This window comes from Halococcus thailandensis JCM 13552 (assembly GCF_000336715.1).
Classification (GTDB): Archaea; Halobacteriota; Halobacteria; order Halobacteriales; family Halococcaceae; genus Halococcus; species Halococcus thailandensis.
In genome coordinates, this window is the sequence record NZ_AOMF01000166.1 from 159,892 (window position 1) to 174,241 (window position 14,350).

Consider the following 14,350-nt stretch of genomic DNA (forward strand, 5'->3'; position numbering starts at 1 on the left):
AACAACACCCCCTTCCCCTTTTCACCCTCAGTCGTCGTCCGCCTCGACGACCCGCTCAGGCGTCTGCTCGGACTGTGCCTGCCAGAGCTCGGTGTACGCGCTGTCGGCCGCGAGCAGTTCCTCGTGGCTTCCGCGCTCGGTGATGGCCCCGTCCTCGATCACGACGATGCGGTCGGCGTCCCGGATCGTCGAGAGTCGGTGGGCGATAACGAACGCCGTCCGGTCGGCGGTGAGCCGTGCAAGACTCTCCTGGATCCGCTCTTCGGTCTCGGTGTCGACGTCGGAGGTCGCTTCGTCGAGAACGATGATCGCAGGGTCGTTGAGCAGCGCACGGGCGATGGCGAGGCGCTGGCGCTGGCCACCCGAGAGTTTGACGCCGCGCTCGCCGATCTGCGTGTCGTAGCCTTCGGGGAGATCGCTGACGAATTCGTGGGCCTCGGCGGCTCTCGCGGCCGCACGCACGCGCTCGTCGATCCCCTTTCCGTCCATCGTCCGTTCGAGCGCCTCGTCGGTGCCGTACGCGATGTTCTCGGCGACCGTTCCCGAGAACAGGTACGGGTTCTGCTCGACGATGCCGACCGCTTCGCGCAACGCTTCGAGATCGTACTCGCGGACGTCGGTACCGTCGACGCGCACCGCGCCCCCGTCGACGTCGTAGAACCGCGGGATGAGCTTCAGCAGCGTCGATTTCCCTGCACCGGTGGCACCGACGAGCCCGATCGTCTCGCCGGGGTCGACGTCGAGCGAGAGTCCGTCGATGACCGGTTTGCCGTCGTCGTAGCCGAAAGTGATGTCGTCGAAGTCCACCGCGCCGTCGACGTGCTCGGGGACGTGGCCGTTCTCGGGCGAGGTGATCGCGGGTTCGTGGCTCAGCACGCCGAAAACGCGCTCGGCGCTCGATTTGGCGAGCTGGTACTTGTTGGCCGTCTTGCCGATCCGGCGCATCGGCGAGTAGAGCCGTCTGATGTAGAGGAAGACGCCGGCGAACGCGCCGACCGAGACCGCGCCGGGTGCACCCACGATGACGTCGCGCCCACCGACGTAGAGCACGGCGACGAACACGACGCCGGTGAGAATGCGGAGCGCGGAGAAGAACGCCCGGCGGATCTTGATCGCCCCCACCTGCTCGTCGTGGTAGCGCTCGCTCTGGGCGGCGACGCGACCGCGCTCGAACGCGTAGCGGTTGAACGACTTAATCACCGGCGCGCCGCCCAGGTTGTTCTCCAGGCGGGTGTTGAGCCGTGCGACGGTCTCGCGGATGGCGCGGTAGCGCGGCTCGACCCAGCGGAGGAAGGCACCGCTCGCGATCCCGATGAGGGGGACGGGCGCGAGCGCGATGAGCGCCAGCGTCGGTGACTGGATGAAGAGGATGATCCCGATGCCGCCGACGACGGCGATCACGCGGATGATCTGGCGGAGCTCGGTGTTGAGAAACCGCTCCAACCTGTTGATGTCGCTGTTGAGGATCGACATCATTCCGCCCGTCTGATGGTTGGCGAAAAAGCCCATCGAGAGGTGTTGCATGTGGTCGTAGGCGTCGTTGCGGAGGTCGCGCTGGATCTTCTGGGCCATCGACTGGAGCAGGTAGCGCGAGACGAACCGCGTCACTGATCGAACGAGATAGGCGAGCGCCGCGATGGCGACCAGCCGTTCGAGAAGCGCGAGCCGTGCCGCCTGCCCGGTGATGGTCCCGCCTGGGAGCAAGCCGGCCTGTACCAGCAGTCCCGATCCGCCGGCCGAACTGTCGATGAGGTTGATCGCGGCGGCGACGATCAGCGGCGGGACGAGCCGTGCGAATCGTGTCAGCAGCGAGGCACCCACGCCGACGCTCAGGCGCTTCCAGTAGGGGATCGCATACCGAAGGAGACCGACCATCGGATTGCCCGTGACCTCGTCACGGATCTCCTCGAACCCCCCGAGTTCCTCCTCCGACGACATTGTCGACACCAGCGGACGAACGCTCAAGAGGCCGTTCATTCGGTACGACCCCGTTCCCCCGATCGCTGTTCGCTCCGTCGTCAGGATTGTGCCGAGCGTCCACGATCCCATCCGACCGCTCACTGCCGACTCGCACCAGAGAGTGTGATAGAAACGCGAAACTTTCCACTCAATATCAGAAACGAACAGAAGTACATAGATTTTTGTCGTCCGCGGCGTTACCATCTACATGGACAAGCTCGCCGACGTCGATATCGAGGCGTTGCAGGCCGCTTTCGCGGACGCGTCGGAATCGAAGGCCGTGAAACGGCTGATGGTCGCGCTCGCATACGCCGACGGCGTCAGTGTCGAAACCGTGAGCGAGCGCTACGATATCCCGCGCGCGACCATCTATTCCTGGCTCGACCGGTTCGAACAGCAGTCGATCGCCGAGGCGATCACGGACGACTCCCGACCGGGACGCCCGGCGAAACTCGACCCCTCACAACGACGGCAGCTGGCGGCCGATCTGGCCCGATCGCCAGCCGAACTGGGCTACGATTCGGCTGAATGGACGCCTGAGCGGGCACAGAAGCATATTGAACGGGAGTACGATATCAGCTACTCGCTGGGCCACGTCCGGCGATTGTTGCGCGAATCCTCGGCTGGAACATGAACGGCCAGTCGTCTCGATGCCGTTCTGCTTCTCTTTTCTTGTTTGTGGAGTCAGAACGGCCAATATTATAGTTACTTCTATTTAGGACGCGATACGATCGTTCGTATTTTCACAGGTGTTCGGCTGTTCACTTCATCGTCGATCGTCAGCAGCGATTCATCGCAGTCGCCGACGGTATGTACGATCGTGCGAGCGGCTTTCCTCGATTCGAGAGTCTATGATCTAAAATCGACGATCGACGTTAGATCTCGGTCACGCGCTCGTAGTCGTCGTCGAGGGCGGCGGCGTCGTCGGGCAGGAGTGCGACGACGAGGTACTCCGGATACTCGGCGAAGTAGTCGACGAGCCGGGCGATGCGGTCCGAATCGACCGCTTCGAGCGAGTCGAGCAGCATGACGGGCACGGTCTCGTGGAGGTCGTGGACGAGATAGCCCGCGAGCGCGAACACCAGTCCCGTGACCTCGCGCTCGCTCTCCGAGAGGTGGTCGATCGTGTCCTCATAAGCGGTCCCCGACTGCGTGGTGCGCACGACGTGGAGCTCGAAGACGCTCTTGTCGACCTTCCGACGGCCCTCGCGGACAGTCTGTTCGACGCGCTCGATCCAGATGCGCTCGATGTTCTCGTAGTCGAGCAGGTCGAGCACGGTCGCCATGTGGTCGTTGAACCCCTCGACGGCCTCGGTTTCGATGCGTTCGATGCGCGTGCGTAGCTCTTCGAGTTCCTCCTGCACGTCGGCACGCTGCTCTTCGAGCCGATCGCGCTCGTCGAGGCGCTCCTCGATGTCGGCGATCTCCACGACGACCTCCTCGCGGTCGCCTTCGAGTCGGCCGAGCTCGAATTCGAGCTGGTTGGCCTCCTTGTGGAGATCGAGCAGTTCGGTGTACTCCTCGTTTTCGAGCTGTTCGACCTCCGTTTCGAGGGTTTCGATCTCGTCGGTCAGCGCGTCGCGCTCGGCGGCGAGATCCTCGAGGGTGGTCTCGTGGTCGTCGAGTTCGCCCTCGATCCGGTCGAGACGGCGTTCGAGCCGGTCGCGCTGCTGTTGTTTCTCGTCGAGCGCGTTCCGGTCGGCGACGAGCTCGTCGAGTTCCTCGCGGACGTCGTTGACGTCAGAAAGCGTCTCCTGGCGAAGGCTCCGCAGGCGATCGAGCGTGGCCTCGATCTGATCGGCATCGACGTCGCTGCCGCAGGTCCAGCAGGTGACGGTCTCGTCGGCGACGAGCTGATCGGTGACCGAATCGTCCCCGCCGGGCGACCCCTCGTTGAGGGAATCGAGGCGACCGACGTCGTCGCCGTCGAGCATGTCCTCGTTGAACTGGACGATGCTCTGGAGTTCGGAGAGTTCGCTTTCGAGGCTGCTCTCGCGTTCGCGCAACCGTTCGATCTCGGCATCGAGTTCGCTGCGCTCGCCGGCGGGCGCGTCGGGGAGTTCGTCGTAGTCGGCTTCGAGCTCGGCGCGTTCGTCGTGGAGGGCGTCGACGCTCTCCTCGTGGGTATCGATATCGTAGCGGACGTCCTCGAGTTTCGAGCGCGTCCGACGGAGTTCGTCGAGCGTGTCCTCGAGTTCGGCCTTCTCCTCGCGGGTTTCGTCGACGTCGCGATCGGCGTCGTCGAGTTCGGCTTCCTTTGCTTCGAGTGCGTCACGCTTCTCCGCGATCTGTTCGTCGAGGCGGCGACGCTTCGCTTCGAGGTCTGGGAGATCGTCTTGGAGCGTGTCGAGTTCGTCCAGTTGGTCGTCGAGCTCTCGGCGGCGGTCCTCCAGTTCGCTGATCTCGGTGCGGATGACGTCGGTGTCGATCGGGCGCATGATCAGATCGCGGAGGTCGTCGCTGCGGGCGACCGCGCGGCGTGCCTCGTTCGATTCGAGGAGGAAGGCGAACAGGTCGGCGACGGTCGGATCGTCGAGGTAGGGCTCGCCGTCGGTGGCGACGACGCCGTTCTCGCGCGTGAGCGTGCGCGTGTACGTGTCGTCGCCGATCGAGAGTTCGACGGCCCCTTCGTCGGCGTCACCTTTGAGCGAGACGCTGTCGCTACCGAGCCCGGCCATCACGGCCTGAAGCAGCGACGTGCGGTTCGTGGCGTTGCGGCCGGTGAGAACGGTCACGCCCGCGACGGTCTCGACGTCGGTACGGTCGATACCGCCGACGTTCTCGACGTGGATATGAATGTCCCGTTCAGCGAGTTCCTCGGCACTCATTGGTCGAGTTCGCAACGCCATGTATAAAAAAGTGACTGCCGACGATTCGAAACGCAGAAGAAGGGCTCGGAAAACGACGGTCGATCCGCTATGACAGAGTGACTGCTGTCATGGCTACTCGTCCGACGAATCGGTCGTGCATTCGCAGCCGCCACGATCGAACAGCTCCGTCACCTGATACTGCGCGCCGCAGTCCTCACAGAGGACGCGCACGTCGATGAGCACGTTGAACGCACCGAGCGTGATGCGGCCGGTGGTGCGCAGTCGTTCGATTTTGCTCTCGACGATCGTCGTCATGCGCCGTCTGAGTCGCCGGACGTTCGTGGTTTCGGTCTCGACCGGATCGTCGTCGCTCGACGAGTAGCTCACGTCGCGATAGCTCGTCAGATAGGTGTGGATGGCCTGCCGCGAGACGAAATCCGCCGTCAGTTGATCGACGTCGATCCCGTGCTGTTCGAGTCGATTGGTGGCCTGGACGGCGGCCCCGCTGCTCACGCCCTCGTCGGTCAACAGTCGATAGAGGTTCGCCTGCTCGCCGTCGAGCGTGTCCACCGAGGCGTCCCGCAGGACCCGAGCGAGCAGCTCCCGGTTGAAGTAGTCCGCCAGCTCGCGCAGGCTCTTGCGCTCGGTCGCCTCGCCCGTCCAGTATTCGACGAGCTCGTCGCCCAGACCTACGAGCTCGTACCGTTGCAGCACCCGTACGACCTTGCTGTTCGAATCGCTGTCCGCATCGTCGCTACTGTCCGGGTCGTTCGCGTCGGTCATCGACGCCGCTACAGCGGCGACCGATAAAAACTCCCTGCTCGTCCGCCGCATATCGTCCCGGTTTAGCCGTGGTGGTCTCCAGCATCCGAAACCATTCCGATTGCTCGGTCAGCGATCGACGCTCGATTCCATATTTCGAAACGAGATTCGTCGAACGACGAGTCGGACGAACCGCTGGCACCGATCACGCTGAACCGATACCGATGGATGCAGCGCTCTCCTCCTTCCATCGTCCGGCGATCCGTTCTCACGACCGTCTCGATTCGGCCACTGCTACACGCTCAGCGAAAGAACAATCGTTTTACGTTGTGATCGATGCGTTCTCATGTGATGAACGCATGAAGCTTGAGGACGAAACGACCGTGAAGACGACGACGAAGTCGCTCCGGATCGTCGAGTTCGTCCACGAGCACAACGGGGCGGGGATCACCGAGATCGCCACCCAGCTGGAGCTCTCGAAGAGCACGGTGTACAAACACCTCAGAACGCTCGAACAGGAGCGCTACGTCTACAAGGGCGACGGCGACGTCTACTACGTTGGACTGCGATTCCTGAGTCTCGGGGTGGGTGCGCGCCGCCGGCGACGGATCTACGAGACGGCGAAGCCGGAGATCCAGCGCCTGGCCGAGGAGTCCGGCGAGATGGCGAACCTCCTGGTCGAGGAGCACGGCCGCGGCATCTTCCTCTATCGGGCCGACAGCAGCCGTGCGGTCAACCTCGACACGCACGCCGGTCGCGAGGTCTATCTCCACACGACGGCGATGGGCAAGGCGATCCTCGCCTGCCTCCCCGAACGCCGCGTGGACGAGATCATCGACCGCCACGGGCTCCCGGAGATGACCGAACACACGATCACCGACCGCGAGGTCCTGTTCGAAGATCTCGAAACGATCGCCGATCAGGGCTGGGCGGTCGATCGCGAGGAACGACTGAAGGGGCTCTGCTGTGTCGCCACGGCGATCACCGATCCCGACGACACGCCGCTCGGCGCGATCAGCGTCTCGGGCCCGCGCAGCCGACTCAAGGACGGCAAACTCGTCGACGAACTGCCGGAGCTGATCCTCAACATCAAGAACGTCATCGAACTCAACGTCGCCTACGAGTGACTTTTCTCCTCCGTCACCCACTGCCCTGATTTCCCAGCGAGTCAGCATCCGAACGCAGCAGTCGTTCGCTCGAACGAAACATCCATTGAGCATAGCGCAACGCCATTCCGATGGATCGGATACGTCTCGAGAACGGGGACGGGTGAGAACGAAGGGACTGTCTCGATTTCTCAGCGCGTGTCGTCGCTCTCGCCGACCACCAGCACACGGAGATCGTTGACGTTGGTGCCCGTCTTGCCGGTGTCGACGACCAGTCCGCGCTCGGCGAGATACGGGTAGACGTCGTTGGCCGCCAGCGCCGCCCGCGCCCGCCGTTCGTCGTCGAGTGCGTCACGATCGGCGATCGCGCCGGCGACGTCGCTCGCGCCGTCCTTGCCGTCGGTGTCGACGCTGGCGACCACCACGTCCGCCGACGTACTGGTGAGTGCGCCGCTGAGGACGAACTCCTGGTTGGGGCCGCCCGAGCCGTCGCCGTCCAGCGTCACCGTCGTCTCGCCGCCCGAGAGCAACACCGCCGGTGGCGAGACGGGGTTCCCGGTCGCGAGCGCCTCGTCGGCGATCGCGGCGTGTGTCTTCGCCGCCTCGCGCGCTTCGCCCTCGACCTGTGAGGAGAGGATCACCGGCGTGTAGCCGTGCTCCTCGGCGACCGACCGTGCCGCCGCCAGCGCGGTGAACCCGTTGGCGAGCATGTGGAGCTCGGTCCGCTCGAACGCCGGATCGTCGGCGGTCGGGGTCTCCGATCGCTCGCCGTCGCCGTTTTCGAGTCGTTCTACGATCGCCGCCGAGGGTCGAATGTCGTACCGATCGAGCACGTCGCGCGCGTCGGCGTACGTCGACTCGTCCGGAACGGTCGGCCCGCTGGCGATGATGCTCGGATCGTCGCCGACGACGTCGCTGAGCAGCAGACTGTGGACGGTCGCCGGTGCCGCCGCGGCGGCGAGTCGCCCGCCCTTGATCGCCGAGAGATGTTTCCGCACGGCGTTGATCTCGTGGATCGTCGCGCCGCTCGACAGCAGGTCGTCGGTCAGCGACTGGAGTTCGGCGAGCGAGACGCCGTCGACGGGTGCCGGCAGGAGCGCGCTGCCACCCCCGGAGATCAGGCAGAGGACGAGCGTCTCTTCGGTCGCGCCGTCGGCGAGCGAGAGCACGCGCCGCGCGCCCTCCTCACCGGCCTCGTTCGGCGTCGGATGTGATCCCTCGACGACCGCGATCCGATCGGTTTCCTGGGGATCGTTCGTGACGACGACGCCGTCGGTGAGCCGGTCGCCGAGCACGTCCTCGATGACGTTCGCCATCTGTGCGGCGGCCTTCCCGCCACCGACGACCACGATCTCACTATACTCGTCGAGAACGACGGTCGTGTCGCCGATCGTCAGTGTCGATCCGTCGCGGTCGAGCGCCTCGCTCATCACGCGTGTCGGCTGCGTCGCCTCGATGCCCGCCGCGATACAGTCGAGAGCCGTCTCGTGGGCGGGCGTCTCCGCGAGCTCCTCCCGGTTTCGTATCATCGCTGTTGCTCCCCATTCCTGTGGTCTATACGATCCATGCTCCCTCCCGATCGCCCGGAGTGCTGTCGCGGCGACTGACTGCCATGCGATGGCGTTTCGCCCCCGTGTATAAAAATCGTCGGTAGCCGGCCCGATGCAGCCGTCGACGGGGATCGCTCTCCCGTCGTGATCGCTGTAAATACCCGAAAACCGTCCGAAACGGTGGTTCGTCCCGCTTAGAAGATCGACTTGTCGGTCTCTTTGGCGGTGAGGAACTCGAGGAGGACGGGCGTACCTTCCTCGGTCTTCTGGACACCGCGCTCGATCGCGTCGCTGATCTCGTCGGGGTCTTCGATGCGCTCGCCGTAGCCGCCAAGCGACTCGGCGAAGTCGGCGTAGTGACCCGAGAACGGCGTGTCGTAGGAGGCCATCTCGAAGTTGTTGAGCACGACTTCCATGACCGGGATGTCCTCGCGAGCGGCGGTCTCGAAGTCCATGCCGGTCATGCCGATCGCACCGTCGCCCATGATGTGGACGCAGGTCTTCTCCGGACGGATGAGCTTCGCGCCCATCATGAGGCCGAGCCCGTAGCCGAGCTGAGTGGTTTTGCCCCAGCCGACGTAGGAGAGCGGCTCCGTGACCTCGAAGAACGGGGCCATGAAGTCGCGTGCGTTGCCGGCGTCGTGAGTGACGATCGAGCCCTCCTTGTCGAGCGCCTTGTCGAACTCGTGGACGACGCGGTAGGGGTTGATCGGCGTCTCGTCGGAGGTGAGTTTCGGCCGCCACTCCTCGAGCCACTCCTCGCGGACCGATTCGATCTCCTGGACGATGTCGTCGCGGCGACCGCGCGAGCCGTCGACGCGACCGTTGACGACGTCGTTGAGTGCTTCGAGCGTCAGCTTCGCGTCGCCGACGAGCGAGTACTCCGAGGAGACGTCTTTATCGATGTCGCCCGCATCGAGCGTCGAGTGGATGACCGTCTTGTCGTCGGGGACGGTGATGCCGTAGGCGGTGTCGGTGAAGCTGCAGCCGACGCCGAAGATGACGTCACACTCCTGCAGGAAGTGGTGGAGCTGACCGGGCTCGCTCTTGCTGCCGGCACCGATCGAGAGCGGGTGGTCCTCCGGGAAGGCGCTCTTGCCGTTGAGGCTCGTTGCAACTGGGACTTCGAGCGTCTCGGCGAGCTCCTTGAGCGGCTCCCAGGCCTTCGCGTAGTGGACGCCCTGACCGGCGTAGAGGATCGGGTTCTCCGCTTCGAGCAGCACGTCGGCGACCTCCTCGACGCCGCTGGGGTCGGGCCCCGAGCGGGTCGAGCTCGTCGGCGTGTAGTCGAACTCCTCGACGTCCTCGGAGAAGACGTCCTTCGGGACCTCGACGACGGCCGGCCGCGGGCGGCCGTTCCGTGCCGTGTTGAACGCGCGCCGCATCGTGTCGTCGACGGCGTCGGGGTCGGTGAGCTGTTCGCAGGTCTTGCTCACGGGCTGGTAGGTGAGGAACGAGTTGAACCGGGGATCGACGTCGGTGTCGGCCAGGTCGTAGCCCGCCGGGATCGCGACGAGCGGTGCCGACTCCGTGTATGCCTGCGCGACGCCCCCGACGGAGTTCTCCGTGCCGGGGCCGTGCTGGCAGGCGAAGGCCGCGATGTTCTCGCCCGAGGAGACACGCCCGATGCCGTCGGCCATGTGCAGCGCGGTGCGCTCCTGTCGTGTGATGATCGTGCGGACGCCCGCGTCCTCCGCCGAGCCGGTGTCGAACAGGGGATTGCTCGGGAATCCGAACAGATACTCTACGTCCTCCGCTTTCAGCACTTCCGCAATAGATTCGTTAACGTTCATGCTAGTACTCCATCGGTCGATGGACATCTACGACACAACCCGGGGTGCTCATAAGTTTGTCGCATAGCGGGATTGTTCGCCCATCCTGTCAGCGATCGTTCCAACAGAGTCAAATGACGCGCTCGTGTTCGTACGGGTGTTCAGCGATGACCGACGACACCGATCTGCAACGGCTCTGCGTTCACGAATCGATCGGCAACAAGATCCCGAAGGAGGGGTTCGTCGAAGCGTTCGACGAGCTCTCCATTCCCGTCGAACTCGTCGGCGACGACGAGAGCTACGACGAGAGCGACGCGGTCGCCTCGTTCAAACCTCGGCCAGAATTCCTCGACGCGGGCTGGGTCCACGTCATCCGTGCGGGCTACGACGCCTTCGACACCGACGAGTACGAGACGACCGGCACACCCCTGACCAACAGCACGGGGATTCACGGAACGACCGTCGGCGAGATCGCCGTCGGCTACATGCTCTCGCTCGCCCGGATGCTCCACGTCTACCGCGACCACCAGAACGATAGCGACTGGTACGAGCCCGAGTACCAGCGCCCGTTCACCGTCGAAGACGAGCGCCTCTGTGTCATCGGACTCGGGACGCTCGGCCAAGGGATCGCCACACGCGCGGACGCGCTCGGGATGGACGTCGTCGGCGTCCGTCGCTCCCAGGAGTCGGTCCCGGGCGTCTCCGAGGTGTACCATCCTGACGACCTCCACGATGCCATCGCCGACGCCCGGTTCGTCGCGGTCGCCGTCCCGCACACGCCGTCGACGGAGGGGATGATCAGCACCGACGAGCTGGCAACGATGCGCGACGACGCCTACCTCGTCAACGTCGCCCGCGGCCCGATCGTCGATCAGGACGCGCTGGTCGACGCGCTCGACGCCGGGACGATCGCCGGCGCGGGTCTCGACGTCTTCGAGACCGAACCCCTCCCCGAGGAGTCGCCGCTGTGGGACTTCGAGGAGGTCATCATCTCGCCCCACCGCGGATCGGCGACGAACCGCTACCACCTCGACATCGCCGAGCTGGTCGCCGAGAACGTCCGCCGATACCAGGACGGCGAATCGCTGAAGAACCGCGTCGCCTGATCGACGGCGCTCCATCGGAACACGCCGTGTCTTTTTCGAGAACTGTCACGCCGACCACCGCGTAAGAATCTCGCAGCGCGCCGACGATAGCCGTGACTCGCCGAAGACCGATCGTCGAAAAAGTGTGATTGGAAGCTTTACAGCCGGTCGCTGAGATCGGAGACGACGTCGACGGTCTTGGCGTCGCCGCCGAGGTCGGGCGTGCGCGGTGCGGACTCGTCGGCGAGCTGTGCCTCAACGGCGTTCCAGATGTCCTCGGCGGCGGCTTCTTTGCCGTCGCCGAGATACTCGAACATCATCGCACCGGTGAGGATCGACGCGAGCGGGTTGGCGATCCCCTGGCCGACGATGTCGGGCGCGCTGCCGTGAACCGGCTCGAACATGTCGGGGTAGTCGTTCTCCTCGTTGATGTTGCCGGAGGGCGCGAGCCCGAGACTGCCGGTGATGATCGCCGCGATGTCCGTGGAGATATCCCCAAACAGATTCGAGGCGACGACGACGTCGAACTCCTCGGGCCGGCGAACCAGATCCATCGAGGCGCGATCGACGAGCAGGCTGTCGACCTCGACCTCGGGGAAGTCCTCCGAGACCTCCTTGACGATGTCGTCCCAGAAGACCATTGAGTGGGCCTGCGCGTTCGATTTGGTGATCGAGGTGAGATGGCCCTCGCGCTCGGTCGCCGCCTCGAAGGCGCTGCGAACGATGCGCTCGGTTCCCTTGCGGGTGAACAGTCCGGACTGGACGGCGACCTCGTTGCTGAACCCGCGGTGTTCGCGGCCGCCGACGTTGGCGTACTCGCCCTCGGTGTTCTCGCGGTAGACGACGAGATCGATGTCGCCGGCCTCGTAGCCCCGAAGCGGGCTCTCGATGCCCTCGAACAGTTTGTTCGGGCGCTTGCAGATGTACTGGTCGAACCCCTTCCGGATCGGGAGGAGCAGGCCGTTGAGCGTCACGTGGTCGGGAACCTCGGGGTGGCCGACGGCACCGAGGAAGATCGAATCGGCCGACTCGATCCGATCGAGCCCGTCGTCGGGCATCATCGCACCCTCGTCGAGATAGCGCTCGGTGCCCCAGTCGTAGGTCGATCGTTCGAGCTGGAAGCCGTGGTTCTCCGCGACGGTGTCGAGCACTTCCATCGCGGCGCTCGTGACTTCGGTGCCGATACCGTCGCCCGGAATGACGGCGATGTCGTACGTCTCCATGCACGCCCGTATCGCGCTCGATTGTAAATAACTGGCGATGTCAGCGACCGCCGCGGCAGCGCCGACGACGGGTGTTCAGCCGTCCGTCGACGCGCCGCCAGCCGCCACCGAACCAACTCCTCTCAGTTCACTCGCCGATCCCGTTCTCCTGGGCGTCGACGACGGCGACGCTGGCGAGATTGACGATGTCCTTGACCTCGTCGCCTCGCTGGAGGACGTGGACGGGTTTGTCCATTCCCACCAGCATGGGGCCGATCGCTTCGGCACCGCCGAGGCGCTGGAGGAGTTTGTAGCCGATGTTGCCTGCCTCGAGGTTGGGGAAGACGAGGACGTTGGCTGGTTCGTCCAACTCCGAGAAGTCGTAGGTGCCCTCCAGCATCTCCTCGACGACGGCGGTGTCGGCCTGCATCTCGCCGTCGACGGGGAACTCGACGTTGGAGTCTTCACGAAGCTTCTGTGCGGCCTCGCGCGGTTTGCGGGTACCCTCGTTGTCGACGCTACCGAAGTCCGAGTACGACAGCAGGGCCGCTCGCGGTTCGACGTTGAACCGTCGGGCGAGGTCGGCCGTGTGTTCGGTGACTTCGGCCAAGACATCGGCATCGGGCTCCTGATTGACGGTCGCGTCGGCGCAGAAGACGACGCGATTTTTGAACGCGAGCAGGTAGACGCCGGCGGCGTAGTTCGCGTCGTCGGCAGTGCCGACGATCTGGAGCGGCGGGCGGAGCGCGGAGGGGTAGTCGTGCGTCAGCCCGGTGAGCATGGCGTCGGCGTCGTCCATCTCGACCATCACGCTGCCGAGATGGTTTTCGTCACGCAGGAGGTCTTCGGCCTCGGTGCGGGTGACGCCCTTGCGCTGGCGCAGTTCGGTCAGTCGCTCGGCATAGGGGTCGAGGTCTGTCTCGTCGGGATCGACGATCTCGGGATCGAACTCCAGCCCGAGCGAGTCCATCGTGTCGGTGATAATTCCTTGATCGCCGATGAGGACGGGGTGAGCGATACCCTGATCGTCGATCTGGTGAGCGGCACGGATCATCTTCTCGTCGTCGCCCTCGGCGAGAACGAGTCGCTTGGGTTCGGATTTCGCCTTGTTGAGAACGACGCGCATCATCTCGCGGGACTTGCCGAGGCGCGCTTCGAGTTCCTCGGTGTAGTCGTCGATATCGACGTCGGCGCGGGCGGCTCCACTGTCGACGGCAGCCTGCGCGACGGCGGGCGTGATCTCGAACAGAACTCTGGGGTCGACAGGTTTGGGAATGATGTATTCGTGACCGTACTGCAGGGGCTGATCACCGTAGGCCTTCACGACCGCGTCGGGAACGTCCTTGCGAGCGAGTTCCGCGAGTGCACGCGCAGCAGCGACCTTCATCTGTTCGTTGATCTCGCTGGCGCGGACATCGAGCGCACCCCGGAAGATGAACGGGAAGCCCAGCACGTTGTTGACCATGTTGGGGTAGTCCGACCGGCCGGTAGCCATGATCACGGTGTCGTCACGGGCAGCTTTGGCGTCCTCGTAGTTGATCTCGGGATCGGGGTTGGCCATCGCGAAGATGATGGGATTGTCGGCCATCGAGCGGACCATCTTCTGGGAAACGATGCCCCCAACGGAGAGCCCGACGAAGACGTCTGCACCGGATAGAGCATCCTCCAGGCTGCCTTCGGGAACGTCGCGAGCGAACTCGGTTTTGAACTCGTTGACGTCGCCGTGGGAAGCGCGTTCCTCGGTGATGATGCCCGAAGAATCGCACATCGTGATGTTCTCCTTTCGTGCACCGAGCGAGAGATAGAAGCGTGCGGTCGCGATCGCGCTCGCGCCAGCGCCCGAGAAGACGATCTCGAGGTCTTCGAGTTCTTTCTCGGCGATATCGCTGGCATTGAGCAGGGCGGCCCCGGAGATGATGGCGGTCCCGTGCTGATCGTCGTGAAAGACGGGGATCGACATCGACTCGCGGAGTTGCTCCTCGATCTCGAAGCATTCGGGGGCCTTGATATCCTCCAGATTGATACCGCCGAAGGTCGGTTCCATCGCCTCGACAGTGCGAATGATCTCCTGGGGATCCTCCTCGTCGAGTTCGATGTCGAAGAC

10 protein-coding genes are annotated in these 14,350 nt (G+C 64.5%); 3 read left to right on the forward strand and 7 right to left on the reverse strand.

Going from position 1 to position 14,350, the window contains the following annotated elements; all coding sequences use genetic code 11:
- Positions 1–27: 27 nt before the first annotated feature.
- On the reverse strand, positions 28–1,938 hold the full coding sequence (locus C451_RS15705) for an ABC transporter ATP-binding protein (protein WP_049913167.1): 1,911 nt from the start codon (positions 1,936–1,938) through the stop codon (positions 28–30).
- A 229-nt stretch (positions 1,939–2,167) separates the two neighbouring features.
- Between C451_RS15705 and C451_RS15710 the strand changes: the two genes are divergently transcribed.
- Positions 2,168–2,593, forward strand: a complete 426-nt coding sequence (locus tag C451_RS15710; protein WP_007742050.1) for a helix-turn-helix domain-containing protein — start codon at positions 2,168–2,170, stop codon at positions 2,591–2,593.
- Positions 2,594–2,834: 241 nt separating this feature from the next.
- On the opposite strand, the gene C451_RS15715 is transcribed toward C451_RS15710, so the two are convergent.
- On the reverse strand, positions 2,835–4,787 hold the full coding sequence (locus C451_RS15715; RefSeq protein WP_007742051.1) for an archaea-specific SMC-related protein: 1,953 nt from the start codon (positions 4,785–4,787) through the stop codon (positions 2,835–2,837).
- Between the two features lie 114 nt (positions 4,788–4,901).
- A complete protein-coding gene (rdfA, locus tag C451_RS15720; protein ID WP_007742052.1) occupies positions 4,902–5,552 on the reverse strand; it encodes a rod-determining factor RdfA in 651 nt (216 codons plus the stop codon).
- 338 nt (positions 5,553–5,890) lie between these two features.
- On the opposite strand from rdfA, the gene C451_RS15725 reads away from it, so the two are divergent.
- A complete protein-coding gene (locus C451_RS15725) occupies positions 5,891–6,658 on the forward strand; it encodes an IclR family transcriptional regulator (RefSeq protein WP_049913168.1) in 768 nt (255 codons plus the stop codon).
- Positions 6,659–6,828: 170 nt separating this feature from the next.
- On the opposite strand, the gene C451_RS15730 is transcribed toward C451_RS15725, so the two are convergent.
- A complete protein-coding gene (locus C451_RS15730; protein ID WP_007742054.1) occupies positions 6,829–8,166 on the reverse strand; it encodes a glycerate kinase type-2 family protein in 1,338 nt (445 codons plus the stop codon).
- A gap of 215 nt (positions 8,167–8,381) precedes the next feature.
- Complete coding sequence (locus tag C451_RS15735) at positions 8,382–9,980, reverse strand: thiamine pyrophosphate-requiring protein (RefSeq protein ID WP_007742055.1); 1,599 nt, start codon at positions 9,978–9,980, stop codon at positions 8,382–8,384.
- Positions 9,981–10,126: 146 nt separating this feature from the next.
- Between C451_RS15735 and ddh the strand changes: the two genes are divergently transcribed.
- Entirely contained in the window at positions 10,127–11,065 is a 939-nt protein-coding gene (ddh, locus tag C451_RS15740) for a D-2-hydroxyacid dehydrogenase (protein ID WP_007742057.1), read from the forward strand.
- Between the two features lie 137 nt (positions 11,066–11,202).
- Here ddh and C451_RS15745 read toward each other — a convergent pair whose 3' ends face one another.
- Both C451_RS15745 and C451_RS15750 read right to left on the reverse strand, forming a co-directional pair.
- Positions 11,203–12,267: a tartrate dehydrogenase gene (locus tag C451_RS15745; protein ID WP_007742059.1), complete on the reverse strand. Its 1,065-nt coding sequence runs from the start codon at positions 12,265–12,267 to the stop codon at positions 11,203–11,205.
- Between the two features lie 127 nt (positions 12,268–12,394).
- A partial coding sequence (locus C451_RS15750) for an NADP-dependent malic enzyme (protein ID WP_007742060.1) occupies positions 12,395–14,350 on the reverse strand: 1,956 nt, incomplete at its 5' end.